The organism is Defluviimonas sp. D31 (assembly GCF_033436765.1).
In the GTDB taxonomy this organism is placed as follows: Bacteria; Pseudomonadota; Alphaproteobacteria; order Rhodobacterales; family Rhodobacteraceae; genus Albidovulum.
In genome coordinates, this window is sequence record NZ_JAWQFN010000009.1 from 55980 (window position 1) to 81435 (window position 25456).

The following is a 25456-nucleotide window of genomic DNA, read 5'->3' on the forward strand; positions in this document are numbered from 1 at the left end:
TCAGACCGCCTCGGCGATGATCCGCTGCGCCTTCGCCTGCGGGATCGACAGCCCGCGCCACAGGCGCTCCACGAAGCCCGCCGATTCCGGCAGAAGCCTTCCGTTCTCCGAAGACAGGAGAGCGGCGGCGGAGAGCACCAGTTCGCGCTGGTCGCCACTGAGCCGCCGGCCAAGCCCGGCAATCTCGGCCTCCGAAAGATCGCCCTTCGCGCGCGCGACGATGGCGAGGGCGCCGTTCATGCCGACGCGCCCGCCCTGCACCTTGGAGCAGATCGATTCCAGAAGTTCCACCCGCTTCACGTCGGCCGCGCCGGCAGTGACGACGGCGCTACCGAGACGCGCCATGAGGGCATCGAGAGGTGAGGCATGCTGAGGCCGGTCCGGTTCGACCGGCGGTTTGGCCGATTGCGGCCGCGGCGCCTGTGCAGCCGAGCGTTTCTTCCGCCACCCTACGAACAAGAGGATTGCCAGCAGCGCCGTCACCACAGCGTTGATCAGATTGCCGCGCCATCCGACCGTCGGTTCGGCGGGAATATCCCTCGGTACGACCCCCATCTCCTGCATGAGGGCGAGTCCGCCCTCGTTGAGGTTGCGGTACTCGTCGGTATCACAGCGGTTTTCGGCCAGCACGTAGGCCTTGGCATAGGAAATAAGGGGGATGTAGAAAACGCCGTGCTGCTGGTCGAGCCGGCAGAGAGACAGCGGCTTCCCCTCCTCCGGGCTCAAATCGGTCTCGGCGATGAAGGTCAACGCCTCTCCGCCTGCAGAGCCGCTGCTCCGCCTTGCCTCGGCGGCCGTACCGCAGGCGATCAGCATCGCGCCGGCGATCATTAAATTCCGCAACATCATGGAGTCACCCAAGTTTCTCGCTACAATGCGATGATCGCTAGGTGTCGATAACGGCGGAATTCTGGCGAGATCACGCTTTTTACGTGTATTAAGAATCCGTTACTCGCGCGCAATGACGGCAGGTGTCAGGCGCGGCGGATGAGATAGATCTGCGCGCCGTCCTGCTCGTCGGAGGCGAGCAGCACATGACCGGATTCATTGCAGAAATGCGGCACGTCGATCACCGCGGCCGGGTCGGTCGCGATGAGCCGCAGCACAGCTCCGGGCGCCATGCCGATCAGCCGCTTGCGCGCCTTCAGGACCGGCAGGGGGCACAGAAGTCCGGTCGCATCGATTTCCTGATCCCACTCCATGACGTCGGAGATATGCAAAACGCCGCATCCTGTCCATCACCCTCGCGCGGATCATGAGAAGTATATTCACTGGAATCTGAGCGTTTCGATAGAAAATATCTATCAGTTGACGAGATCGCGGAATTGATCCGGTCGCGTCGATTTGAGAAAACCGGCGCTCAAGACAGTGGACTGGCCAATCTGGCGGGCAAAGGACGGAAAACGGCGATGGCTTTGGACGACAAGGGCGGTGTCTGGAAATCGGGACGCGGCAAGGGGCGCAAGACGCCGAAGGGGCGGCAGCTCGAGGATCAGGCCTGGGCCGAGGTCCGCGCGCTTCTGGGCGAGGGCCCGCGCCGGCGCGATCTCCTGATCGAGTATCTGCACCTCATCCAGGACAAGTACGGCTGCCTCTCGGCGCCGCATATCCGGGCGCTGGCCGAGGAGCTTGGCACCGGCATGGCCGAGATCTGGGAGGTCGCGACCTTCTACGCCCATTTCGACCCCGTGAAGGAGGGCGAGACGCCGCCGCCCGACCTGACGATCCGGGTCTGTGAATCGCTCTCCTGCGAGCTGGCGGGCTCCGAGCAGCTCATCGCCGCGCTGGAAAAGGGCATGGACCCGAAGAAGATCCGCGTCTTGCGCGCGCCCTGCATGGGCCGCTGCGACACCGCGCCGGTTCTCGAGATCGGCCACAAGCATATCGACAACGCCACGCCCGAAAAGGTCGAGGCGGCGCTGAAGGACGGCCATTTCCACGCCGAGATCCCGGCCTACGAGGACTTCGCCGCCTATCGCGCGGCGGGCGGCTACGAGAAGCTCGCCGAGCTTCGCAAGTCCGGCAACTGGGAGAAGGTGCAGGAGACCGTGCTCGCCTCGGGGCTGCGCGGGCTTGGCGGCGCGGGCTTCCCCTCGGGCCGCAAATGGGGTTTCGTGCGCGCCAATCCGGGCATCCGCTACCTCGCCGTGAACGGCGATGAGGGCGAGCCCGGGACATTCAAGGACCGCTACTATCTTGAGCGGAACCCGCACCTGATGCTGGAAGGCATGCTGATCGCCGCCTGGGCGGTCGAGGCGGAACGCTCGTTCATCTACATGCGCGACGAATACCCGGCCGTTCTGGAAATCCTGCGGCGCGAGATCGCGGCGCTGGAGGATGCGGGCATCATCCTCAAGGGCGAGGTTGAGCTGCGCCGTGGCGCCGGCGCCTATATCTGCGGCGAAGAATCGGCGATGATCGAATCGATCGAGGGCAAGCGCGGCATCCCGCGCCAGCGCCCGCCATATGTCGCCGCCGTCGGCGTCTTCGACCGGCCGACGCTCGTCCACAACGTCGAGACGCTGCACTGGGTCACCCGGATCCTCCGCGAGGGGCCGGAAGTGCTGAACGCGACCGAGAGGAACGGGCGCAAGGGCCTGCGGAGCTACTCCGTCTCGGGCCGCGTGGCGAAGCCCGGCGTCTACCTGCTGCCCGCCGGATCGACGATCACCGACATCATCGCGGCCTGCGGCGGCATGGCCGAGGGCCACTCCTTCAAGGCCTACCAGCCGGGCGGCCCGTCCTCGGGCCTGCTGCCTGCCTCGATGGCCGATATCCCCTTGGACTTCGACACGCTCCAGCCGCATGGGACCTTCATCGGCTCCGCCGCCGTTGTGGTGCTGTCGGACAAGGACTCGGCCAAGGCCGCAGCGCTCAACATGCTGCGCTTCTTCGAGAGCGAGAGCTGCGGCCAGTGCACGCCCTGCCGGGTCGGCTGCGAGAAGGCGGTGAAGCTGATGCAGGCCGACAAGTGGGACGCCGAGCTCCTGGAAGACCTCTGCCAGGTCATGGGCGACGCCTCGATCTGCGGGCTCGGGCAGGCTGCCCCGAACCCGATCCGCCTGACGATGAAACATTTCCCGGATGAGGTCTGACATGACCGACGCAATCAAGTTCACCCTGGACGGCAAGGACGTCACGGCCCAGCCGGGCGAGACGATCTGGGAAGTCGCCAAGCGCGAAGGCACGGTGATCCCGCATCTTTGCCACAAGGACCAGACCGGCTACCGCCCGGACGGCAACTGCCGCGCCTGCGTGGTGGAAGTGGAGGGCGAGCGTGTGCTCGCCGCCTCCTGCTGCCGCAACCCGGCGAACGGCATGGTGGTCAAGACCGACACCGAGCGCGCCAATAAATCGCGCGAGATGGTCATGGAGCTCCTGCTCGCCGACCAGCCGGAACAGGCGAAGGCGCATGACAAGTCGGCGCATCTTTGGGACATGGCCGAGGCCAGCGGCGTCTCGACGAGCCGTTTCCCGAAGGTGGAGAAGGAGCGGATCCCGCTTCTCGACGACAGCCATGTGGCGATGCGCGTCAATCTCGACGCCTGCATCTCCTGCGGGCTTTGCGTCCGCGCCTGCCGCGAGGTCCAGGTCAACGACGTGATCGGCATGGCCGGTCGCGGCCATGACGCCTACCCGGTCTTCGACATGGCCGACCCGATGGGCCAGTCCACCTGCGTCGCCTGTGGCGAATGCGTGCAGGCCTGTCCGACCGGCGCCCTGATGCCTGCGACCGTCGTCGATGCGGCACAGATCGGCGACCGCGCCGATTTCGACAGCGAGACCACCTCGATCTGCCCGTTCTGCGGCGTCGGCTGCCAGGTCTCGCTGAAAGTGAAGGACGGGAAGGTCAAGTATGTCGAGGGCATCAACGGTCCCGCGAACGAGGGCCGGCTCTGCGTCAAGGGCCGCTTCGGCTTCGACTACATCCACCACCCGCACCGGCTGACAAAGCCCTTGATCCGCCGCGAGGACGCGCCGGCCAAGGGGCTGAACGTCGATCCGGCGAACTGGTCCGAGCACTTCCGAGAAGCCTCGTGGGAAGAGGCGCTCGACGCCGCCGCGAACGGGCTGAAATCGCTCGCCGAAAAGAACGGCGGCCGCGCCATCGCTGGCTTCGGCTCGGCCAAGTGCTCGAACGAGGAAGCCTATCTCTTCCAGAAGTTCATTCGCCAGGGCTTCGGACATAACAACGTCGACCACTGCACCCGGCTCTGCCATGCCTCCTCGGTGGCGGCGCTGCTCGAGAACGTCGGCTCCGGCGCGGTGACGGCGACCTTCAACGAGATCGAGAATGCCGACGTCGCCATCGTCATCGGCTGCAACCCGATCGAGAACCACCCGGTCGCGGCGACCTACTTCAAGCAGTTCACCAAGCGCGGCGGCAAGCTGATCGTCATGGATCCGCGCGGCGTGGGTCTGCGCCGCTTCGCCACCCACATGCTGAAGTTCCGTCCCGGCGCGGATGTCTCCATGCTCAACGCGATCATGCATGTGATCGTCGAGGAAGAGCTCTACGACCGCCAGTACATCGAGGCCTATACCGAGAACTGGGAAGCCGAGAAGGCCCATCTGAAGAACTTCAGCCCTGAGAAGATGGAACCGATCTGCGGCATCCCGGCGGACACTTTGCGCCAGGTCGCGCGCGAGTTCGCGGGCGGCAAGGCGGGCATGATCTTCTGGGGCATGGGCGTTTCCCAGCACATCCACGGCACCGACAACTCGCGCTGCCTCATCTCGCTTGCGCTGATGTGCGGCCATGTCGGGCGGCCGGGCGCGGGGCTTCACCCGCTCCGTGGCCAGAACAACGTGCAGGGCGCGTCCGACGCGGGCCTCATCCCGATGTTCCTGCCGGACTACCAGACCGTCACCGACGACGGGGTCCGGGGCAAGTTCACCGGCGTCTGGGGCTCGGGCGACTTCTCGAACGAGAAGGGGCTGACGGTCACGGAGATCCTCGATGCCGTCCATCACGGCGACATCAAGGGCATGTACATCCTCGGCGAGAACCCGGCGATGTCGGACCCCGACCTCAACCATGCGCGCGAGGCGCTGGGGATGCTCGAGCATCTCGTCGTGCAGGACATCTTCCTGACCGAGACAGCGAACTATGCCGACGTGATCCTGCCCGCCGCCGCCTTCTACGAGAAGAACGGCACGGTCACGAACACCAACCGGCAGGTGCAGATCGGCCGCGCCGCCGTGACGCCTCCGGGCGAGGCGCGCGAGGACTGGGCGATCACCACCGCGCTCGCCAACCGGATCGGCTTGGGCTGGACCTACGAGCACCCGTCCGAGGTTTTCGCCGAGATGAAGCAGACGATGAAGTCGCTCGACAACATCACCTGGGAGCGGCTGGAGCGCGAAGGCGCGGTGACCTACCCGTCACTCTCGCCCGAGGATCCCGGCCAGCCGATCGTCTTCGGCAACGGCTTCCCGCGTGCCGGTGGCCGGGCGAAGTTCACGCCCGCCTCGGTCATCTCGCCGGCCGAACTGCCGGATACCGAGTACCCGATGATCATGACCACCGGCCGCCAGCTCGAACACTGGCATACCGGCTCGATGACCCGCCGCTCGGCGGTGCTCGACGCGGTGGAACCGGAGGCCAACTGCTCGCTCCATCCCGACACGCTGAAGCGTCTCGGCGTGGCGCCGGGCGAGCGGATCCGGCTCTCGACCCGGCGCGGCTCGATCGAGATCATGGCGCGGGCGGACCGGGCGATCGCCGAGGACATGGTCTTCGTTCCCTTCGCCTATGTCGAGGCGGCGGCGAACGTGCTGACGAACCCGGCACTCGATCCCTATGGCAAGATCCCGGAGTTCAAGTTCGCAGCGGTGAAGGTCGAGAAGGCGGATCAGGGCATCGCGGCCGAGTGAGGCTCGCGGCGTGGCGATCGGACCAAGGTCCGGTCGCCCCGCCCGACCATCGCCGCACGGATGCGGCGAAGAAGTCCGAAGGCCGCCGGCACCAGTCCCGGCGACCTTTCTCTATCTGGGCCGCTCATGCGACCAAATCCCTGACGCCGACACCCGGCGCGCGCTTCAGGGAGACCAGCCATGCAACACGACACCTTCAAACCGACCCGGTTCGCGGTCCTCTTCGGCGCGGCGGCGATGCTCGTCGCGCTGCCCTTCCAGTTCGGCGCCGCGCCCGACGGTGGCCTCGTCGCCCTGAAGCCGTCGATGGCGCTCGCCAAGAGCGGCAGCGGCAAGGACGGCAATGGCGGCGGCGATGACAACAGCGGTTCCGGCGGCGGTAGCGACGACGACGACGGCGGAAACAGCGGCCCCGGCGGCGGCAGCGACGACGACGGCAGCGATGACAGCGATGACAGCGATGACAGCGACGACGATCGCGGCCGCCGCCACGGCGGGCACGGCACCGACGACACGGCGGCCGGGGGTGGCACCGGTGGCGCTGCGGGTGGCACGGGTGGCACGGGTGGCGCTGCGGGCGGTGGCGGCGGCGCGGGCGGCGGCGGCGTCACGAAGTTCGAGGTTTCGGCCAACGGCGTCGAGGTCACCTTCTCCGACGGCACCAAGCAGGAGATCGAGAATGGCCGCTTCCAGCGCAAGAACTCGGCCGGACGGACGGTGGAGGAGCGCCCCGCGACCCAGGCCGATCTCGACCGGCTTCTCGGGCTGAACTGACGGCACGAAATCGCGTATGATGGCCCCGGGCATCGGCCCGGGGTTTCGCAGGTCCGGCGCCGCCGCGGCCCGGGGCCGACAGGAGACAGAAGTGCGCCAAGTGGCGATCCTCATTCTCACCGCTGTGCTCCTCTGGGGCGGGGCGGCCCTTGTCGGCGAGCTGACCGGGGCGGCGGCGGGCAGTGCTTTGGCCAAGAGCGGTTCAAGCGGCGGCAACAGCGGGCCGGGAGGCGGCGGCTCGGATGATGACGGTTCGGACGACAACTCCGGCAGCGGGAGTTCCGGATCCGGCGGTAACAGCGGGCCGGGCGGCGGCTCGGATGATGACGGTTCAGACGACAACTCCGGCAGCGGCAGTTCCGGATCCGGCGGCAATTCCGGTCCGGGCGGCGGTTCCAGCTCGGGCTCCGGGTCCAGCGGCAGTTCCGGCTCCGGGGGCAATTCCGGCCCCGGCGGCGGATCGCCAAGCGGCCGTTCGGGCGGTGGCGTCACGGTCTTCGGCGGCGACGGCATCCATATCCAGTTCGACGACGGCCGCATCGAGCGCATCCGCAACGGCCGCTTCGAACGGCTCGATGCGCGCGGCCGGCTCCTCGACAGCCACGCCGCGCGGCGCAGCGAATTGCGGCGGCTCAGGGCGCTTGGCGCCGAGGTCAAGTCTCGCGGCCGCAAGGGCCGGGTCCAGAACGTGGTCGAGGTGAACGAGACCCGCGGCGCGATCGAGATCACCGATTTCCGCGGTTGGCGCGAGAGCCTGTCGAAGGGCTCCTATGTGCTCAAGGACCCGAACGGCCGCACCGTGGCGCGGCGGCCGGTCACCGCCAAGGACGTCGCCCGAATCCGCGCCATGCTGGCGCTCGACTAGGGCGCCTCACTTCTTCCAGCGGTCGCGCGCCATCACCGCCGCCTCGACACGGTTGCGCACATGCAGCTTCTGCAGGATCGAGGTCATGTAGTGCTTCACGGTCTTTTCCTGCAGGTCGAGCGCGCGCCCGACTTCCTTGTTCGACTTGCCGGCGGCGACGAGGCGCAGGATCTCCTCCTCCCGCTTCGACAGATCGTCGAGCGGATCGGCGGTGGCGGTCGCCCCACCCGCCTGCATCGCGCCGAGGATGCGCGCGGCGAGCGAGGGCGAGACATAGGACTGCCCGCGCGCCACGTCCTTGACGATCGCCACCAGCTCCCGCGCGCCGACCCCCTTCAGCACATAGCCGACCGCGCCGGCCTTCAGCGCCTGCATCACGTCGTCGTCCTCCTCCGACACGGTCAGCATCGCGACCTTCGGCGGCGCGTCCTGCGCCATGATCCGGCGCAGGGCCGCAATGCCGCCGCCGCCCGGCATCGAGAGGTCGAGAAGCACGACATCGGGCCGGGTCCGCGCAACGAGTTCGACCGCGCTGTCGGCGTCCTGGCCCTGACCAACGACAGCGATGCCCGAGTCGTCGGCAAGGCTGCGCGCCACCCCCTCGCGGTAGAGCGGGTGGTCGTCGGCGATCACCACACGAATTTCCTGCATCATGCCCCCCTCAGGTCCAGTTCCATCCCGATCTCGGCCCCCGCACCGTCCGCCCGGTTCCGGGCCGTGAAGCTGCCGCCGAGGCTTTCCACCCGGTCGCGCAGCCCGGCAAGACCGATACCGCTGAAATCCTCCGCCTCATGCCTCTCCGCGTCCTCGGGCGGGAACCCCGGCCCGGCATCGCGCACCCAAAGGCCAAGACGCCCGTCGCGGCAGTCCAGCCGGATCTCCTGTCCCCTGCCGCCGCCATAGCGCCAGGCGTTGTTCAGCCCCTCCTGCGCGAAGCGGTAAAGGCAGATCTTGTCCGCCTGCGACAGCGCGAGCCCATCGGGCAGGTCGCAAATGACCGCGACCTTGGTGCCGGTCCGTGCCTCATGCGTCTCGGCGACGCCCGTCACGATCTCGCAGGGCCCGCGGTCCTCGATGTCGGGATGGCCGAGGCCCTTGGAAATGCCGCGCACCTCGCGGATCGCGTCCTTCACCGCGCGCTCGACCGCGTCGATCTCCCCGGTCTCGGCAAGCTGGCCGCGCAGCGCGTCGAGCCGGAGTGCGGCGAAGCTCAGAAGCTGGGCCGGGCCATCGTGGAGGTCCGCGCCGATCCGCCGCAGCGCCCGGTCATTGGCCGCCGAGGCGCGCGCGGCGGCCTGCTGCACCCGCTCGCGGAGCGCCGTGTTGCGGGTCGAGAGCGCCTCAAGCTCGCCAAGCTGGCGGGTCAGCGCGGCGCGCTGGCGGTCGATGGTGCGGCTGCCGCGCAATACGATGAGGAAGAGCACCCCGCCGATCGCCACGAAGACCAGCGCGACCGAGATCCAGCTGTTGCGGGTCGCTTCGGCGAGGTCGCGTTCGAGCCCGGTCGCGACCTCGTAGAATTCCGCGACGCCGATCACCTCGCCCGACCAGACCTCGCGCACCGGGCTGTAGATCTCCAGAAGCGGCAGGCCGAGCGCGTTCTCGCCCCGGTCCTCCTCGTCGCTGAGGTTCTGGAACTCGGCCCGGACCTCGCCGGCGAAGGCGCGGGCGAGGCTGTCGGTGACCTCGAACCGGCGGCCGACGATGGTCTTGTCCGTGGCCTCAACCACCAGCCCGCCGGGCTTCCAGAGCTTGAACGAAGCGACCCGCTCGCCAAGGGGCGTGTTGGTGAAGATCTCGTCGAGAGCGCGTCTTGCGCCGGGCGGCAGCGTGTCCGCCTCGGCGATGTCCTGGCTCAGCGGCGAGATGATGCTGTCCATGTATTGCGAGGTCGCGAGCGCGCTGTTGCGCACCACGCTCTCCTCGATCCGCGCTGCGACGACGCGGCCGATGAGGAGCATCGACAGGACCATAACCACGCCGCCCGCCAGCGCGAACTGCGCGGCGAGGGAGCGGTCGCTCCAGGACAGGATGGATCGCGGCATGGCTCGTCCGGGTCCCTGGTTTCGCTTCCTTTCTAGGCATTTGCGTCGGGTTGCGAAACGGTCTTTGGTCGGGCGACTTGGGTCCGACGCTCAGCCGCCGGCGCGGATCCGGGCGGCGACCTCCCGGACCTTCGCGATCGCATCCCCGATCGGCGCGGTCAGCCGGTGGTCGGAGACGATCCGGCGGCCACGGGCGAGGACATGGACCACGTCATCGCGCCCTGCTGCATAGACCAGCGCCGAATAGGGATCGTAGAGCGGTACGAGATGCGGCCGGGACGTGTCGATCACCATCAGGTCGGCATCCGTGCCGGGGGCCAGCACGCCCTTCCGTCCGGCCTGCCCCGCCGCCGCCGCGCCGCCGCGCGTCGCCATCGCGACGATCTCGCGCGCGGGCAGCACCTCGGGCTCGCCGGTGGCGAGGATCTGGAGGAAGGCCGCCTGCCGCATCGCCTTCCACATGTCGAGATCGTTGCCGCTCGACGCGCCGTCGGTGCCGAGCGACAGCGTCACCCCCGCCGCGCGCAGCGCCTTGAGCCGCGCGGTGCCGGAGGCGAGCTTGGCGTTCGAGAGCGGGCAGTGCGAGACCGCCACGCCGCGCTCCGCGAGCAACGCGATCTCGTCGTCGTCGAGATGGACGGCATGGGCGATGAGAAGGCTGGGCGCGATCAGCCCGGCCGCATCGAGCGCCCGGACCGGCGTCGTGCCGTGCTGATCGGCGACGAGCCGCATCTCCGAGGGCGCCTCGGCCGCGTGGATATGGACCGGCACGCCGAGCCGGTCCGACATCGCCCTGACCTCGCGGAGCTTGCCCGCATCGAGCGTATAGGCCGAGTGCGGCATCAGCATGAGATCCACGCCCTCGGCGCCGCGATACTCGGCGACCAGATCCTCGGCGAAGCGGAGCCGGTCCGGCCAGGGCAAGCGGTCGATGCCGTCGAAACCGATGAAGACCGGGCCGGTGGTGAGCCCGACGCCCAGCTTCGCCGCCGCGCGGATCGTCGCGGCGGGGTGGAAATACATGTCGACGACATGGGTGACCCCGCCGAGCGCCATCTCGGCAAAGCCGAGCGTGGCGCCGGCCTCGACCGTCTCGGGCGTGACATGCGCGGCCTCCGCCGCCCAGACCGTCTTGAGGAAACCGTCGAGCGGCCGGTCGTCGGCGATGCCGCGAAAGAGCGTCATCGCGGCGTGGCAATGGCTATTGACGAAGCCCGGCAGGAGCAGCCCGCCCCGCGCGTCGATCACCTCGGCCGCCTGCGTTCCGGCGGCGTCCGCCATCGGACCGAGTGCCGCGATCTTGCCGTCCACCACGGCAAGCGCGCCCGGGGTGAACTCGGTGAAGCCGTCATCCATCGTCAGGATGCGGGCGTTTGTGACCAGCGTGTCGGCGGTCTTCGGAAAGGCGGTCATGGAGTTCCTTTCGGCAGGGCGGGGATCAGCCGCTCCAGCAGCGCGACGAGGCGCGGACGGATGGATTTCGCCGCCTCCCAGACCTCGGCCTCGTTGGTCACATGGTCGTCGGCGACGCTCGCCACCGCGATGTTCGTCACAGCCGAGATCGCGAGCACCCGCATCCCCAGATGCCGCGCCGCGATGACCTCGGGCACGGTCGACATGCCGACGAGATCGCAGCCCGCGAGCCGCAGGAGCCGGATCAGCGCCGGCGGCTCGAAGGAGGGGCCGACGACATGGGCATAGGTGCCGCGCCGCAGGCTCCCGATCGTCGCCGCGAGTGCTGCAAGCTCGGGATCGTAGGCTCGGTTCATCGAGACGAAACGCTCGCCCATCGCGGGGTCGTTCGGCCCGCGCAGGGGGTCGAGGCCGGAGGCGACGGCCAGCGACAGGTGATCCTCGATCACCACCAGATCGCCGGTGCGGTACTCCGGGTTCATGCCGCCCGCCGCATTGGTGAATATGACGGTGCCCGCGCCCAGCGCGGCCAGCACGCGGGTCGGAAAGACCACCTCCTCAGGCGTATAGCCCTCGTAGAGGTGAACGCGGCCCTGCATCACCGCGACCTCGCGGCCGAAGAGCCGGCCCAGGATCAGCCGCCCCTCGTGGCCCGGCGCGGTAGAGAGCGGGAAATGCGGGATCTCCGCGAAGGGGATCGCCACGCCCTCGACCGCGTCGGCCAAGGGCCCGAGGCCCGAGCCGAGCACCAGCGCGATCTCGGGCCTGAGCGGCGTCCTTGTGCGGATGGCCTCTGCCGCCGCCTCGATCCTGTCCTTCAGCATCCGCGCCTCTCCGTTCCTCCGCAGGTCATCGCATCCGGGCTGCGCGCCGGCAAGGTTCACAGCACCCGGCGCAGGAATTCACGGGTCCGCGCCTCGCGCGGGGCGGCGAAGATCGCCGAGGGCGGGCCCTCCTCGACGATCCGGCCCTGGTCGAGGAAGCAGACCTTGTCGGCCGCCTCGCGGGCGAAGCCCATCTCGTGGGTCGCGAGCACCATCGTCATGCCCTCGGCCCGGAGCCGCCGCAGCGCGTCGAGCACCTCGCCCACCAGCTCGGGATCGAGCGCGGAGGTCACCTCGTCGAAAAGCATTACCTCGGGCTTCATCGCGAGCGCCCGGATGATCGCCACCCGCTGCTGCTGCCCGCCGGAAAGCTGGTCGGGGTAGTGCCCCATCCGGTCGGCAAGGCCGAACCGCTCGAACAAAGCCTCGATTTCGGGGCGAAGCGCTGTGCGGCTGAGGCGGTGGATGCGGCGCGGGGCGAGCATCACGTTCTCGGCCGCGGTCATGTGGGGGAAGAGGTTGAAGCTCTGGAACACCATCCCGATCCGCTGGCGGATCGGCTGCGGGTCCTGCTCGGGATCGCTGATCTCGACGCCGTCGAGAAGTATCCGGCCCTCGTCGACCGGCTCCAGAAGGTTCATGCAACGCAGGAGCGTCGACTTGCCCGAGCCCGAGGCGCCGATCAGGCAGACCAGCTCGCCCTCGTTCACGGCAAGGTCGATGCCCCGAAGCACCGGGTTGGAACCGAAGCTCTTCCAGACTTGGGTGAGTTCCAGCTTCGCCGTCACGCCGTCAGCTCCGCGCCCTGTTGGCCTTGGCGATCAGGTGATCGACATAGCGCGTGGCCGGGACCGTCACGCAAAGGAAGATCACAGCCGCGCCGAGATAGGGGGTGAAGTTCGCCAGAAGCGACTTGTAGACCCCGGCCTGGCGCAGGATCTCCACGGGGCCGATGAACGACAGCAGCGCCACGTCCTTCTGGAGCGCGATCAGGAGGTTCATGTTGGCCGGTATCACCCGGCGAATCGCCTGCGGTAGGATCACGTCGCGCATCACATGCCAGTGCGAGAGCCCGAGCGACTGCGCCGCCGCGCGCTGGCTTTCGTGGATCGACTCGATCCCGGTGCGGTAGACCTCGGCGACATAGGCCGAATAGGTCAGGACGACCGCGACCGTTCCCCAGATATAGGGACTGTTCCACGGCCGCGGCAGGCCGAGGCCGGGCACGCCGAAGCCGATCAGGTAGATCACCAGGATCACCGGCACGCCGCGGAAGATGTCGTTGTAGAGCATCCCGAAAAGCCGCAGCGGATAAAGCGCGGGCGACCTTGCATCCCGAGCCAGCGCGATGACGAGGCCGAGAACGGCGATCATCGGCGCGCACCAGGCGAAGATCGCGACGTCGAGGAGGAACGCCTTCAGGAGCCCCGGAAAGGTCTCGGCGAAGATTTCGGCGTTGAAGAAGGACTTCTTCACCCGCTCCCAGCCTGGCGCGAGCGGCACCAGCGTCACGATTGCCGCCACCGCGACGGCGGTGCTCGACGCGGCGATCAGGTTCGACCGCCGCCGGAGCCGCCGTTCGCGGATCTGGCGGCGGCTCGGCCCCGGCGCGGCCGGCATCGCGCCGGCCGCCTCTCCGTCGGTTCCGGGCATCGGCCGGTTTACTCGACCAGCGGAACGCCGGTCGCCTCCTGCAGCCATTCCGCCTCGATCTTGGCGAGCGTGCCATCCGCGGCCATCGCCGCGATCGCCTCGTTGGCGCAGTCGCGAAGCGCGCTGCCATCCTCAAATACCAGTCCGAACGCGTCCGGCGCCTCGCCGCCTTTCGGGAACTGGCCGAGCACCACGCCGTCGTCGAGCACCGCCGCCGCGGTATAAAGCGCGGTCGGCAGGTCCATCAGCGTCGCGTCGATCTGGCCCGCCTTCAGCGCCTCGGCGGCGTCGGCGGTGTCGTCGTAGAGGAGCGGATCCTTCTCGGGGCCGATCAGGCTGCCGATCAGGGCCGGCGCGGTCGTGCCCGCCGCAAGCCCCCATTGCAGCGTCTTGAGCGAGGCGGCGGTCGGCGTCGCGCCGGCATCGACCGTGGGCTGGCGCACCAGCACCGCCTGCGCGGCCTCGTAATAGGGGGCGGAGAAGTCGATGGTCTGGTCGCGCTCCGGCGTGATCGAGTATTGCTGGAGGTTGAAGTCGAACTCCTTCGGGCCGGGCTGGATCGCCTGGTCGAAGGAGGTCGTGGTCCACTCGACCTTGTCGGCCGCGAATCCCATGCGCTCGGCGATGGCGTAGGCGACGGCAGCCTCGAAGCCCTTGCCCGATGCGGGGTCGTTGTCGATCACCCAGGGGAAATAGGCCGGATTGCCGGTGGCGACCGTCAGGACGCCATCCTTGAGCGTCTTGCCGGCGGCGCAGTCGCCCTGCGCCAGCGCCGGTGCGGACGCAAGCACCATGCCGGACAGGGTGGCAAGGCAGATCATGTTGATTTTCATTTCGTTTCCTCCCGTCATTCCGGCTCTTCCGACGCCGGGCCGCGCCCGAATCCCGGACGACGGCCCGTACGGCGGGGCCGGTTACCGCTGCCACCAGACTTGGCAGGGGCCCGGTCTGTCAATATCCGATCAACGGCCGACGCCGCCACCTTGCCGGACTTCCGTTGCGTCGCCATCTGCAATTCGGCACGCTGAAGCCTCGACGTCAGGCCGGAATTTGCTAGGCTCGACCTTCGGCCGATTGCCGACCGCGTCCGGAGATGAATCGATGTCCCTGTCCCGCACAGCCGCCCTGATCTGGCTCTGCGCCGCCCCGGCCGTGGCCGAGCCGCTCACGGTCGAGATCGTCACCGCAAAGGCCGAGACCGATGTCCGCAGCTATTCCCTGACCGGCGAGGTGCGCGCCCGCGACAGGCTGTCAGCAGCCTTCCCGCTGAGCGGCCGGATCGTCGAGGTGATGGTCGATGCCGGCGCGCGCGTGGCAAAGGGCGCGGTGCTGGCGCGGATGGATTCCGTGCAGCAGGAACAGGCTTTGCGCGCCGCCGAGGCCGGGCTTTCGACCGCGAGCGCCGATCACCGCCAGGCGATCGAGGACTTTCAACGCCAGGAGGCGTTGCTCGCGCGCGGCGCGACAACGCGCGCCAGCCGCGACGTCACCGAGGACGCGCTGAGCGTCGCCGAGGGCGCGCTCGCCCAGGCCAGGGCCGAGCTTGACCGGGCGAGGAACGCGCTCGACGATACCGTGCTTCTGGCTCCCGAGGAGGCGACTGTCACTCAGCGCATGGTCGAGGTGGGCCAGGTCGTCGGCGCGGCGCAGCCGGTGATGGAACTGGCGCTCGGATCCGGGTTCGACGCGGTCTTCGACGTGCCGGAGGTGCTGATGACCGTGGGCGCGCCGCCGTCTTTGATCAGCCTGAACCGGATCGACCGCCCCGGCGTGCGGTTCGAGGGCCATATCTACGAGATCTCGCCGGTGGTCGATCCGCAGACCGGGACGGTCGCCGTGACGGTGGCGGTCGACGATCCGCCCGCGGGGCTCGACTACGGCGAGGCGGTGCGCGGCACAGCCGAGGTGGTGGGGCAGGCGCGCGTCGTGCTGCCCCATACCGCGATGAGCGCGACCGCCGAGGGGCCCGCGATCTGGACCGTCGATCCCACGACGATGGCGGTCGCGCTGCGGCAGGTCCGGATCGAGCGGTTCGAGACCGGCAGGATCATCCTTGCCGAGGGTATCGAGGAAGGCACGCTCGTCGTCGCGCGGGGGGCGCAGCTTCTCTATCCGGGGCGGATCGTTCAGGCGGCGGAGGTGGCACGATGAGATGGATCGCCCTGACCCTCGCGCTGGCGCTTCCCGCGGCAGCCGAGGACGCGCCGGCGCCGGACAGCGCCGCGCCGCGACCCGTGGTCTCGGTCATCGTCAATCCCGAGACCGGCCTGCCGATCAGCTATGTCGGCACCATCGTCGCCCGGATCCGGACCGACCTCGGCTTCCCGCTGATCGGCACGGTGGCGGAACGCCCGGTCTCGGCAGGCGATACCGTCGCCAAGGGCGAGGTGCTGGCCCGGCTCGACCCCGAGGAGCTTGACGCCGAGCGGCGCGCCGCGGAAGCCGGCGTGACCGTGGCCGAGGCGCAGCTCAACTCCGCCACCGATGCCCGCGACCGCGCCCGCGAACTGGCCGCCCGCGGCGTCGGCAGCGAGACCCGGCGCGAGGATGCCGAACGCGCCCACGTCGCCGCCGAGGCGCGGCTCGAACAGGCGCGCGCGGCGCTGGCCCGCGCAGAGGACATGCGCGGCCTCGCCGTCCTCACCGCGCCGCAGGACGGCGTCGTGACCGAGGTCTTCGCGGAGCCGGGCACCGCGCTTGACGCCGGACAGCCGGTTCTCCGGCTCGCCGCGACGGGTGAGCGCGAGATCGTCATCGACATCAGCGATGCCGACGTCGCCGCGATGACGATCGGCATGGCCTTCGACGTGAGCCTTGCGGCCAACCCCGCGATCAGCGCCGCCGCGACGCTGACCCGCATCGACCCGGTGGCCGAGCGCAGCACACGCACCCGGCGCGCCCACCTGACACTGACCGATCCGCCCGACGGCTACCGCCTTGGCGCGCTCGCCCGCGTCACCCCGAGCATTGCAGCCGAGGCCGGCGTCGTCCTGCCGCTGGGCGCGGTGCTTGACCCCGAAGGCGCGGCCGCGGTCTGGACCGTAGACCGCGGCGACGACAGCGTCCACCGCGTGCCGGTGACGCTCGGCCCCTCAACGGGCGACTTCGTTCTGATCGCGGACGGCCTGTCGCCGGGCGTCGAGGTTGTCCTGAAGGGCATCCATTCTCTTGAGGACGGGCAGATCGTCGGCCCGCGAGTGGCCGAATGAAACGCTTCAACCTCTCCGACTGGGCGCTCAAACACCGCTCCTTCGTCTGGTTCCTGATGATCGTCTCGCTCGCCGCGGGGATCCTCGCCTATGTGAACATCGGCCGCGAGGAGGATCCCGACTTCTCGATCAAGACGATGATCATCTCCGCCGCCCTGCCCGGCGCCGACACCGCCGAGACATTGCGCCAGGTCACCGACCGGATCGAGAAGAAGCTCGAGGATATCGACGAGCTCGACTACACCCGCTCGGTCACCGCGCCGGGCCGGGCCATTGTCTATGTGGAGCTCCTGCCGACCACGCGCCCGGACGAGATCCCGCGGATCTGGCAGCAGGTGCGCAACATGATGGCCGACATCCGGCCGGAGTTCCCGGCCGAGTTCGCAGGCTTCCAGTTCAACGACTCGTTCGGCGACGTCTTCGGCAATCTCTATGCGTTCACCTCCGACGGCTTCAGCCCGCGCGAGGTGCGCGACCATGTCGAGCGCATCCGCCGCGCGGTGCAGGCGCTGCCCGATTCCGGCAAGGTCGAGATCTACGGCACCCGCGACGAGGCGATCTATCTCGAGTTTTCAACCGAACGGCTAGCGGCACTCGGACTCAACCAGCAGGCGGTGCAGGCGACGCTCGCCGCGCAGAACGCGATCCTGCCTTCGGGCGTGATCGACGCCGGACCCGAGCAGGTGCTGGTGCGGACCGGCGGCCAGTTCTCCGGCACGGAAAGCCTCGAGGACATCAATCTGCGCGTGGGTGACCGCTTCTTCCGGCTCACCGATGTCGCCAATATCCGCCGCACCTACGAGGATCCACCCACCGAGATCTTCCGCTATCGGGGGCAGGAGGCGGTGGGCCTCGCCGTCGGCATGAAGACCGGCGCCAACATCCTCGAATTCGGCGCCGAGCTCGATCGGGTGATGCAGGCAGCCGCGGCCGATCTGCCGATCGGGATCGAGATCCACCAGGTCGCCGACCAGCCGCATGTGGTGGACGAGGCGGTGGGCCATTTCCTGAAGGCGCTGCTGGAGGCGGTGCTTATCGTGCTCGCGGTCAGCTTCATCAGCCTCGGCATGCGGGCGGGTTTCGTCGTCACGCTGACGATCCCGCTGGTGCTCGCGATCACCTTCGTGATCATGCATTACACCGGCTTCACGCTGCAAAGGATCTCGCTCGGCGCGCTGATCATCGCGCTCGGGCTTCTGGTCGACGACGCGATGATCGCGATCGAGACGATGATCGCGCGGCTTGAAAAGGGCGACAGCCTGACCTCGGCTGCGTCCTATGCCTGGACCTCGATCGCCTTCCCGATGCTCACCGGCACGCTGGTCACGGTGGCGGGGTTCATACCCGTGGGCCTCAACAACTCGGCGGCGGGCGAGTTCACCTTCTCGCTCTTCGTGGTCATCGCTGTGTCGCTCCTCGTTTCCTGGATCGTCGCGGTGCTTTTCGCGCCCTTGCTCGGCGTGACTTTCCTGCCGTCGAAGATGGCGGATCACACCGGCGAGCCCGGCTGGGCGCGGCGCGCCTTCCACGGGGTGCTGCGCCGCGCGATGACCTATCGCTGGATCACTATCGGGCTGACCGTCACGGCCTTCGGCCTTTCGATCTGGGGCATGCGCTTCGTCGAGCAGCAGTTCTTCCCCAACTCCGACCGGCCCGAGCTGGTCGTCGACGTCGCCCTGCCGCAGAACGCCGCGATCTCGGAGACCGCGGCCGAGATGGACCGGCTCGAGGCGCATCTTGAGGACAACGAGAACGTGCTCTTCTGGTCCTCCTATGTAGGCCGCGGCGCGCCGCGCTTCCTTCTGGCCTACGACGTGCCGACGCCGGGGCCGAACACCGGGCAGATCGTGATCCAGACCCCCTCGGTGGAGGCTCGTGACGCGCTCAGGGCCGAGCTGAGGGCCATCGCCGCGAGCGACTTCCCCGGCATCGACATCTTCGTCAAGCTTCTGGAAATTGGCCCGCCGGTCGGCCGCCCGGTGCAGTACCGCATCTCGGGCCCCGACACCGCGGTGCTGCGCGACCACGCCCGCGACCTCGCGGCGCTGGTGGCAAGCGACGACCGGCTCGTCAACCTCGTGATGGACTGGAACGAGCCGGTCCGCGTCGTCCGGGTCGAGATCCTGCAGGACAAGGCGCGCCAGCTCGGCATCACGCCGGTCGACATCGCCGCGGCGCTGAACGCGATCTACGACGGCTACGGCATCACCGAACTGCGCGATGCGGAATATCTCGTCGACATCCTCGCCCGCGGCGACGAACGTTCGCGCGAGTCGGTGGAGGCGCTTGCAGGCCTGCAGCTCTCGGCGGCGAACGGGCTCGTGATCCCGCTGCGCGCGGTCGCCACCTTCCGCTACGAGACGGAGCAGCCGGTGATCCACCAGCGCAGCCGGATGCCGACGATCACCATCGAGGCGGCGATCGCCACCAAGGACCAGCCCGCGACCGTCGTCGCCGCGCTCGCGGACAGGATCGCGGCTTTCAACGCCGCCCTGCCCTTCGGCTATCACGTCGAACTCGGCGGCGCGGTCTCCGAGAGCGCCGAGAGCCAGGCGCCGATCGCCGCCGTCGTGCCGCTGATGGCGCTGATCATGCTGACGCTGATCATGGTGCAGATGCAGGGCTTCCGCCTCAGCTTCGTCGTGCTCTGCGTGGCGCCGCTCGGCCTCATCGGGGTCGTCGCGGCGCTGGTGCCCTCGGGCGCGCCTCTCGGCTTCGTCGCGATCCTCGGGGTGCTGGCGCTCGTCGGCATCCTCATCCGCAACTCGATCATCCTCGTCGACGAGATCGAGGTGCTGCGCGGGAAGGGCCGCTCCGCCTGGGACGCGGTCTTCGAGGCGTCGGACGCGCGCGCCCGGCCGATCCTGCTGACCGCGGCGGCAGCGAGCCTCGCGCTCATTCCGATCTCGCGGCAGATCTTCTGGGGGCCGATGGCCTATGCGATGATGGGCGGCATCATCGCCGGGACAGTGATCACGCTGGTCTTCGTGCCGGCGCTCTATCTCGCGGTGTTCCGGGTCCGGCGTCCGGACGGATCGGAGTGACCGCCGGCGCGGAAGCCTTGGGGCCTCCGCGCCCGGCGCCCCGTTCAGCCGAGCACGGTCCTGACCGCCCGCGCAGTTGCCGCGACCACGGTGTCGGCCTCGGCCTTCGTCAGGCAGAAGGGCGGCGCGAAGCCGAGGATGTCGCCCTGCGGCATCGCCCGCGCGATGACCTTGTCCTGCGAGAGAAGCGTGGCCGAAACCTGCGGCCCGATCTTCTTCGCAGGATCGAAGAAGCGGCGCTCGGCCCTGTCCTCCACGAACTCGACCGCGCAGAGCATGCCCTCGCCGCGAATGTCACCGACATTGGCGTGGTCGCCCAGCGCCTCGGTCATCGTCTTCTTGAGATAGGCCCCGACCTCGCCCGCGTTTTGCACTAGCTTCAGCTCGTCGATGAGCTTGAGGTTCGCCACCCCCGCCGCCGCGCCGATCGGATGGGCGGAGTAGGTCCAGCCGTGACCGATGGCGCCGTTCTCGTCGGTGCCCTTCTCCAGCACCTTCCAGACCTTGTCGGAGACGATCGAGCCCGACAGCGGCGCATAGGCCGAGGTCATGCCCTTGGCGATGGTGATGATGTCGGGCTCCATCCCGTAATGGTCCGAACCGAACATCGTGCCCAGACGCCCAAAGCCGGTCACCACCTCGTCAGCGATGAGGAGGATATCATGCTTCTTCAAGACCTTCTGGATCGCATCCCAGTAGCCGGCCGGAGGCGGCACGATGCCGCCGGTGCCGAGCACCGGCTCGCCGATGAAGGCGGCGATCGTGTCGGCGCCCTCGCGTTCGATCAGCGCCTCGAGCTCGGCCACGCAATGGGCGACGAACTCGGCCTCGGACTGGTTCAGATCCTTGCGGCGGTAGTAATAGGGCGCCTCGGTATGGATCACCTGAGCGAGCGGCAGGTCGAACTTCCTGTGGAAGAGCTCGAGCCCCGTCAGCGAGCCCGTCACCAGCCCCGAGCCGTGATAGCCGCGCCAGCGCGAGATGATCTTCTTCTTCTCGGGCCGGCCGAGGATGTTGTTCATGTACCAGACGAGCTTGACGTTGGTCTCGTTCGCATCCGAGCCGCCGAGGCCGAAATAGACCTTCGACATGTTCTTCGGCGCCCGGTCGAGGATCATCTTGGCAAGCGTGATCGAGGCCTCGGTGCCGTGGCCGACATAGGCGTGGTAATAGGCCAACTCCTTCGCCTGCGCCGCGATGGCCTCGGCGACCTCCTGCCGGCCGTAGCCGACGTTCACGCAGTAGAGCCCGGCGAAGGCGTCCAGGAGCCGGTTGCCGTCACGGTCCTCGATGTAGACACCGGAGGCGGTCTTGATCACCCGGTTCGACGCCTCGCCCCGCGCGTGCTGGGCGAGATGAGTCGAAGGATGGAAGAAGTTCTCGCGGTCCCACTGGTCCAGTTGGTCGTTTTTCAGCATCTCAGTTCCCTTTCTCCGCCCCGGCCGCAGCGACCGAGAATTTTTCGAAAAATTCTCGCAAAATCCTTCAAAGGATTTTGCCCGTCAGGCCCAGTCGCGGCAGACGTACTTGATTTCGGTGAATTCCTCCATCCCGAGCCGCGATCCTTCGCGGCCAAGCCCGGACTGCTTCATGCCCCCGAAGGGGATCGGCGCGCCTGTGACCTTGGTGCGGTTCACCGCGACCATGCCGAACTGGAGCGCCCGGGAAAGCCGGTAGATCCGGCGCGGGTCCTGGGTATGGATATAGGCGACGAGCCCGTATTCGGTGGCGTTCGCCCGCGCTGTGACTTCCTCCTCGTCATCGAAGGGCAGGATCGCCGCGACCGGGCCGAAGGTCTCCTCGCTGAGGATCTTCGCCTCTGCCGGCACGTCGGTCAGCACCGTTGGCTCGTAGAACAAGGGCCCGAGCGCGTGGCGCTTGCCGCCGCAGGCGAGCGTGGCCCCCCTGGCGAGCGCGTCGGCGACATGCTCCTCCTGCTTGGCGACGGCCTTTTCGTTCATCAGGGGGCCGAGGTCGCGGTCCTCCATGCCCGGTCCGATGGTCAGCCGCTTCGTCGCCTCGGTGAAGCGGGCGCAGAATTCGTCATAGACCGGGCGCTCGACGTAGATCCGGTTGGCGCCGAGGCAGTCCTGCCCCGAGGTCGCCCATTTCGCCTTCATCACCTCGGCCACGGCCTTGTCGAGATCGGCATCGGCGAAGACGAGGACCGGCGCATGGCCGCCCAGTTCCATCACCAGCCGCTTCACCGTGTCCGCCGACTGCCGGTAGAGAAGCCGTCCGATCCCGGTGGAGCCGGTGAAGGAGAGCGCACGGACGCGGGTGTCCTTCGTCCAGGGCTCGACGATCACAGGGGCGATTCCGGTGACGACATTGAAGACGCCCGCCGGCACGCCCGCGCGTTCGGCCAGCTCCGCCAGCGCCAGCGCCGAGAACGGGGTTTCGGCCGAGGGGTGGCAGACGACGGTGCAGCCCGCCGCCATCGCCGCCGCCGCCTTGCGGGTCAGCATCGCAGAGGGGAAGTTCCAGGGCGTGATGAGCGCGGCGACGCCCACCGGCTCACGCCAAAGCTCGACCTCGGCATCGGCGAGGTGGCTGGTCACGCCCTCGATGTTCGGGCGCTTGGCCTCCTCGGCGTAGAACTCGACGAAGGCCGCGCCGTAGTCGATCTCGCCCCGCGCTTCTGACAAGGGCTTGCCCTGTTCCAGCACCATGATCCGGGCGAGGTCCTCCTTGTGGGCGAGGATCAGCTCGAACCAGCGCCGGAGGATCGCCGCGCGCGCCTGCGGCAGCAACGCGGACCAGCCGGGAAACGCCGCCTGTGCCGCGTCGACGGCCGCGGTCGCCTCCGCGGCGGACAGGCTCGCAACCTCGCCAACGATCTCTCCGGTCGCGGGGTCGGTCACGCCGACCGTCGCGCCCGAGGCGGCGGCGCACCACTTGCCGCCGATATAGGCGAAGCTGCGGACAAGCCGTTTGTCGGCAATGTCCATGCGCGAAGAGAGGGCGGTGTCCAACATCTTGTCCTCCAGCGGTAATGTCCCCCGAAGGATCGGCGAAATCGCCAGCCGAAGAGACTGAACTTCGCCGGCCGGGCAGAGGATTCCTCTGCCTTGGGCGGATAATTCAGGCGATCCCGGCGCCGCCACCGGCACGGGACGCGTGTCGAACCGCGCCGACCTGCCGCGTGATCTCGCCGATGTGGCGCCCGTCGGTGCCGCAGCAGCCGCCCCAGACGTTGATGTGCGGAAAGCGCCGGGCGAGATCGGCCATCTGCCCGCCCAGTTCCTCCGGGTCGCCGTCCTCGAGATGGCCGAGCTTGCAGAGCGAGAGCGTGTCCATCGCCACCGCATTCGGCATGAAGCCGCCAAGCCGCCGGGTCCAGTCTCCGGGGGTCAGGGCCGGTTCGAACTCGGTCGGATGGGTGCAGTTGATCATGTAATAGGCCGGTGCTTTGCCGGTCGCGGCATCGACCCTAGCGATCGCCTCTTCCAGTGTCTCGCCGCCCGAGAGGCGCCCGCCCTGCTTGACGAAGAAGGAAATCACGACGGGCATCCCGGCGGCCTTCGCGGCGCGCGCGACACCGATCGCTTCCGCGACGCTTGAGAACGTCACCGCCGAGACCTGATCGACACCCGCTTTCCGGAAGGTAAGTATCTGCTCGGAATGGTAGTCCTCGGCCTCCGCGGCATCCGGCGTGCGCCCGACGTTGTAGGCGTCTCCGCGCGGTCCGATGACGCCGCCGACGCGCATCGGGGTTTCGGGGCTGTCGTATTCGCGGGCGAAGTCCCTGTAGAACTCGATGCCGCGGATGTTGATCTCTTCGAGTCCCTCGCGCGAAATTCCGATCAATTCGCCCCAATCGCGGCTCGCGCGGTAGTGCAGGCCCTCGTTGATCACGCCGAACCCGTTTTCCACCGCCGCCTCGACGAGCTTTCGATGATAGTCGGTCAGGCGGGCATGGCCGCGCGCGTCGTCGAGAAGCTCGAAGGCGCAGAAGTGGCGGAGGACGAAGCCGTCGACATATTGCAGCCAGGTCTCGAACCCACCACCGCAGGTCATCGCGTGACCGTTCATCTGCGGAAGCTGGCTGCGTTTTGTCATGTCCATCCTCCTCGATCACTCTGGAGCATGTTAACAACCGAGCGCCCTCCTGTCGCCCCGATCGCCGTCACGCCCCCAGAAGCACGTCGAACGGCGGCGCGCCCCGTCCCTTGACTGGCTTCGTCACGACATAGGTAAAGTAGCGCGCGAGCCCGATCCGCGCGTCGAGCATCGCGTCGATCAGCCGTTGGTAGGCGTCGATATCCCGGGTCACGATCTGCATGAGATAGTCGAAGCCGCCACCGAGCGCCCAGCAGGCGACGACCTCGTCATAGCGCCCGACCGCCGCCTCGAAGGCGCGGAAGCTCGCCGCGGTGTGGTCGGCCAGCTCGGCAGCGACGAAGACCGTGACGTGGGGGCCGAGCTTCTTCAGCGCGATCTCGGCCCGGTAGCCCTCGATCAGCCCGGCTTTTTCAAGCTTCTTCAGCCGGTCCCAGCAGGGCGTCGGCGACAGCCCGATCCGGTCGGCGAGGGCCGCCTTGGTGATCCGGCCCTCGGTCGAGAGGATGCGCAGGATCTCGATGTCGCGGTCGTCGAGCTTCATCCGATCACCGTCGGACCCATTGGTGCAGTGGTCAGCAGCTCCGGCCCGTCCGGACCGAGGAGTGCCGTGTTCGAGACGAAGAAGTCGCCGCGCCCGGTTTCTGTGAACCACGAGAGGAGGTGGAAGCTCATGCCTTCCCTGATCTCCAGATCGCTGTCGTGGCGCAGCCCCGTGACCTTGTTGCCGCCGGTCCAGGAGGGCGGGAAGCCGATGCCGACGAGATAGCCGCAATGGTGTCGGCGGTAGTTCGGCATCCCGGCGGCGTCCACGACCGCCTGCCAGTCGGCATAGACGTCGCGCGCGCGGCGTCCGGGGCGGAGGCCGTTGAACGCCGCGTCGAAGGCGCGTTTCGCGATCTCGGCCATCTCCGCATCCTCGTCGCGGATGAACCCGAGATGGATGAGCCGCCCCATCGGCGCATGGTAGCGCGAGACGCAGCCGGCAAGTTCCAGCATCACACGCCCGCCATTCCCGTAAAAGCCGTCGCCCCAGGTCGTGTGCTCCTCGGCGATGCGGTGGTCGGGGCGGAGGAAGGGGCCGAAGCCGGGCGGGTTGGAGCCTGCGCGGATCATCGCGGCGGTGCATTCGGCGGCGACGTCGGCCTCGCGCGCACCGTCACGGATGGCAGCCATGGCGGCGATGGTGCCGGCATCCGAGGCCTTGGCCGCGGCGCGCAGCAGCGCCTGTTCCTCGGGTGATTTCACGAGGCGGAGCGTGTCCTTGAGGTCGGTGATGTCGGCCCAGCCGCCCGCGCCCGCGCCCGCCGCGATCTCCTGCCCCGCGGCGAAGGTAAGGCCCGAGGAGGCGGTCTCGAACCCGATCCGCTTGCCGGCGAGCGGCCCCAGTTCGCGCGCCAGATGGCTCGCCGCCGTCACGCTGTCGCTGTGGCCCGAGAAGCGGGCATTGCGGACCTGATGCTCGATCGTCACCCGCTCCATCTGGCGCGTCACCAGCACCATCTCGCCCTCCGGGCGCACGATCAGGTGATGCGGCGCGAAGTAGCCCCAGTGGTCGAGGCCGGTGAGGTAGAAGACGCTTTCGGGCGCGGAAAAGACCGCGAGGTCGAGGCCACGCGCGGCGATTTCGGCGCGGACGGCCTTGAGCCTGCGAGCGAGTTCCGCATCGGAGAAGGGGTTGCGGAACATC

At 68.4% G+C, this 25456-nt stretch carries 21 protein-coding genes; 7 read left to right on the forward strand and 14 right to left on the reverse strand.

The features are described from left to right. Together R5H32_RS15560 and R5H32_RS15565 are read right to left on the reverse strand one after the other, a co-directional pair. The gene (locus R5H32_RS15560) at nt 1-846 is read right to left on the reverse strand and encodes a hypothetical protein (RefSeq protein ID WP_318339608.1); all 846 of its coding nucleotides are present in this window, start codon (nt 844-846) and stop codon (nt 1-3) included. Nucleotides 847-974: 128 nt separating this feature from the next. After that, nucleotides 975-1202, reverse strand: a complete 228-nt coding sequence (locus R5H32_RS15565) for a sulfurtransferase TusA family protein (RefSeq protein WP_318339734.1) — start codon at nt 1200-1202, stop codon at nt 975-977. Nucleotides 1203-1409: 207 nt separating this feature from the next. Between R5H32_RS15565 and R5H32_RS15570 the strand changes: the two genes are divergently transcribed. The 4 genes from R5H32_RS15570 to R5H32_RS15585 all read left to right on the forward strand — a co-directional run bounded on the left by R5H32_RS15570 (nt 1410) and on the right by R5H32_RS15585 (nt 7516). Then, nucleotides 1410-3095 (forward strand): NAD(P)H-dependent oxidoreductase subunit E, encoded by a 1686-nt coding sequence (locus R5H32_RS15570; RefSeq protein WP_318339609.1) that lies wholly within the window; start codon nt 1410-1412, stop codon nt 3093-3095. 1 nt (nt 3096) lies between these two features. After that, nucleotides 3097-5877, forward strand: coding sequence for a formate dehydrogenase subunit alpha (fdhF, locus tag R5H32_RS15575; protein ID WP_318339610.1), 2781 nt, complete (start codon nt 3097-3099; stop codon nt 5875-5877). A gap of 180 nt (nt 5878-6057) precedes the next feature. Further along, entirely contained in the window at nt 6058-6651 is a 594-nt protein-coding gene (locus R5H32_RS15580) for a hypothetical protein (protein ID WP_318339611.1), read from the forward strand. A gap of 91 nt (nt 6652-6742) precedes the next feature. After that, nucleotides 6743-7516 (forward strand): hypothetical protein, encoded by a 774-nt coding sequence (locus tag R5H32_RS15585; protein ID WP_318339612.1) that lies wholly within the window; start codon nt 6743-6745, stop codon nt 7514-7516. Nucleotides 7517-7522: 6 nt separating this feature from the next. Here the strand turns inward: R5H32_RS15585 and R5H32_RS15590 are convergent, their stop codons facing one another. The 7 genes from R5H32_RS15590 to R5H32_RS15620 all read right to left on the reverse strand — a co-directional run bounded on the left by R5H32_RS15590 (nt 7523) and on the right by R5H32_RS15620 (nt 14284). Continuing rightward, entirely contained in the window at nt 7523-8167 is a 645-nt protein-coding gene (locus R5H32_RS15590; RefSeq protein ID WP_318339613.1) for a response regulator transcription factor, read from the reverse strand. Further along, a complete protein-coding gene (locus R5H32_RS15595) occupies nt 8167-9561 on the reverse strand; it encodes a sensor histidine kinase (protein ID WP_318339614.1) in 1395 nt (464 codons plus the stop codon). Before R5H32_RS15595 ends, R5H32_RS15590 begins: the two co-directional genes overlap by 1 nt. A gap of 90 nt (nt 9562-9651) precedes the next feature. Beyond that, on the reverse strand, nt 9652-10974 hold the full coding sequence (locus tag R5H32_RS15600) for an amidohydrolase (protein ID WP_318339615.1): 1323 nt from the start codon (nt 10972-10974) through the stop codon (nt 9652-9654). After that, nucleotides 10971-11798 (reverse strand): purine-nucleoside phosphorylase, encoded by an 828-nt coding sequence (locus tag R5H32_RS15605; RefSeq protein WP_318339616.1) that lies wholly within the window; start codon nt 11796-11798, stop codon nt 10971-10973. Before R5H32_RS15605 ends, R5H32_RS15600 begins: the two co-directional genes overlap by 4 nt. A 56-nt stretch (nt 11799-11854) precedes the next feature. Then, complete coding sequence (locus R5H32_RS15610; protein ID WP_318339617.1) at nt 11855-12586, reverse strand: amino acid ABC transporter ATP-binding protein; 732 nt, start codon at nt 12584-12586, stop codon at nt 11855-11857. A gap of 4 nt (nt 12587-12590) precedes the next feature. Next, nucleotides 12591-13451 carry an amino acid ABC transporter permease gene (locus R5H32_RS15615; protein ID WP_318339618.1) on the reverse strand — a complete coding sequence of 287 codons (861 nt, stop codon included), beginning with the start codon at nt 13449-13451 and terminating at the stop codon, nt 12591-12593. A gap of 8 nt (nt 13452-13459) precedes the next feature. Continuing rightward, nucleotides 13460-14284 (reverse strand): ABC transporter substrate-binding protein, encoded by an 825-nt coding sequence (locus R5H32_RS15620; RefSeq protein ID WP_318339619.1) that lies wholly within the window; start codon nt 14282-14284, stop codon nt 13460-13462. A gap of 268 nt (nt 14285-14552) precedes the next feature. Between R5H32_RS15620 and R5H32_RS15625 the strand changes: the two genes are divergently transcribed. From R5H32_RS15625 to R5H32_RS15635, 3 genes are read left to right on the forward strand one after another with little or no spacing between them, the layout of a single operon-like run. Beyond that, nucleotides 14553-15602 (forward strand): efflux RND transporter periplasmic adaptor subunit, encoded by a 1050-nt coding sequence (locus tag R5H32_RS15625; protein WP_318339620.1) that lies wholly within the window; start codon nt 14553-14555, stop codon nt 15600-15602. Then, nucleotides 15599-16660, forward strand: a complete 1062-nt coding sequence (locus tag R5H32_RS15630) for an efflux RND transporter periplasmic adaptor subunit (RefSeq protein ID WP_318339621.1) — start codon at nt 15599-15601, stop codon at nt 16658-16660. Before R5H32_RS15625 ends, R5H32_RS15630 begins: the two co-directional genes overlap by 4 nt. Next, complete coding sequence (locus R5H32_RS15635) at nt 16657-19704, forward strand: efflux RND transporter permease subunit (protein ID WP_318339622.1); 3048 nt, start codon at nt 16657-16659, stop codon at nt 19702-19704. Before R5H32_RS15630 ends, R5H32_RS15635 begins: the two co-directional genes overlap by 4 nt. A gap of 44 nt (nt 19705-19748) precedes the next feature. On the opposite strand, the gene R5H32_RS15640 is transcribed toward R5H32_RS15635, so the two are convergent. The 5 genes from R5H32_RS15640 to R5H32_RS15660 form a co-directional block, all read right to left on the reverse strand. Beyond that, entirely contained in the window at nt 19749-21122 is a 1374-nt protein-coding gene (locus R5H32_RS15640) for an aspartate aminotransferase family protein (protein ID WP_318339623.1), read from the reverse strand. 84 nt (nt 21123-21206) lie between these two features. Beyond that, entirely contained in the window at nt 21207-22682 is a 1476-nt protein-coding gene (locus R5H32_RS15645; protein WP_318339624.1) for an NAD-dependent succinate-semialdehyde dehydrogenase, read from the reverse strand. 106 nt (nt 22683-22788) lie between these two features. Continuing rightward, nucleotides 22789-23766 (reverse strand): homocysteine S-methyltransferase family protein, encoded by a 978-nt coding sequence (locus tag R5H32_RS15650; protein ID WP_318339625.1) that lies wholly within the window; start codon nt 23764-23766, stop codon nt 22789-22791. 67 nt (nt 23767-23833) lie between these two features. Further along, on the reverse strand, nt 23834-24310 hold the full coding sequence (locus R5H32_RS15655) for an Lrp/AsnC family transcriptional regulator (protein ID WP_318339626.1): 477 nt from the start codon (nt 24308-24310) through the stop codon (nt 23834-23836). Further along, complete coding sequence (locus R5H32_RS15660; protein WP_318339627.1) at nt 24307-25455, reverse strand: Xaa-Pro peptidase family protein; 1149 nt, start codon at nt 25453-25455, stop codon at nt 24307-24309. The genes R5H32_RS15655 and R5H32_RS15660 overlap by 4 nt, the downstream gene beginning before the upstream one ends. Nucleotide 25456 lies beyond the last annotated feature (1 nt).

Coding starts and splice junctions, on each gene's coding strand:
- R5H32_RS15580 (WP_318339611.1), top strand. CDS start 6,058: ATGCAACACGACACCTTCAAACCGACCCGGTTCGCGGTCCTCTTCGGC.
- R5H32_RS15600 (WP_318339615.1), bottom strand. CDS start 10,974: ATGACCGCCTTTCCGAAGACCGCCGACACGCTGGTCACAAACGCCCGC.
- R5H32_RS15560 (WP_318339608.1), bottom strand. CDS start 846: ATGTTGCGGAATTTAATGATCGCCGGCGCGATGCTGATCGCCTGCGGT.
- R5H32_RS15565 (WP_318339734.1), bottom strand. CDS start 1,202: ATGGAGTGGGATCAGGAAATCGATGCGACCGGACTTCTGTGCCCCCTG.
- R5H32_RS15650 (WP_318339625.1), bottom strand. CDS start 23,766: ATGACAAAACGCAGCCAGCTTCCGCAGATGAACGGTCACGCGATGACC.
- R5H32_RS15615 (WP_318339618.1), bottom strand. CDS start 13,451: ATGCCCGGAACCGACGGAGAGGCGGCCGGCGCGATGCCGGCCGCGCCG.
- R5H32_RS15605 (WP_318339616.1), bottom strand. CDS start 11,798: ATGCTGAAGGACAGGATCGAGGCGGCGGCAGAGGCCATCCGCACAAGG.
- R5H32_RS15645 (WP_318339624.1), bottom strand. CDS start 22,682: ATGTTGGACACCGCCCTCTCTTCGCGCATGGACATTGCCGACAAACGG.
- R5H32_RS15655 (WP_318339626.1), bottom strand. CDS start 24,310: ATGAAGCTCGACGACCGCGACATCGAGATCCTGCGCATCCTCTCGACC.
- R5H32_RS15595 (WP_318339614.1), bottom strand. CDS start 9,561: ATGCCGCGATCCATCCTGTCCTGGAGCGACCGCTCCCTCGCCGCGCAG.
- R5H32_RS15570 (WP_318339609.1), top strand. CDS start 1,410: ATGGCTTTGGACGACAAGGGCGGTGTCTGGAAATCGGGACGCGGCAAG.
- R5H32_RS15635 (WP_318339622.1), top strand. CDS start 16,657: ATGAAACGCTTCAACCTCTCCGACTGGGCGCTCAAACACCGCTCCTTC.
- fdhF (WP_318339610.1), top strand. CDS start 3,097: ATGACCGACGCAATCAAGTTCACCCTGGACGGCAAGGACGTCACGGCC.
- R5H32_RS15640 (WP_318339623.1), bottom strand. CDS start 21,122: ATGCTGAAAAACGACCAACTGGACCAGTGGGACCGCGAGAACTTCTTC.
- R5H32_RS15590 (WP_318339613.1), bottom strand. CDS start 8,167: ATGCAGGAAATTCGTGTGGTGATCGCCGACGACCACCCGCTCTACCGC.
- R5H32_RS15625 (WP_318339620.1), top strand. CDS start 14,553: ATGTCCCTGTCCCGCACAGCCGCCCTGATCTGGCTCTGCGCCGCCCCG.
- R5H32_RS15660 (WP_318339627.1), bottom strand. CDS start 25,455: ATGTTCCGCAACCCCTTCTCCGATGCGGAACTCGCTCGCAGGCTCAAG.
- R5H32_RS15630 (WP_318339621.1), top strand. CDS start 15,599: ATGAGATGGATCGCCCTGACCCTCGCGCTGGCGCTTCCCGCGGCAGCC.
- R5H32_RS15620 (WP_318339619.1), bottom strand. CDS start 14,284: ATGAAAATCAACATGATCTGCCTTGCCACCCTGTCCGGCATGGTGCTT.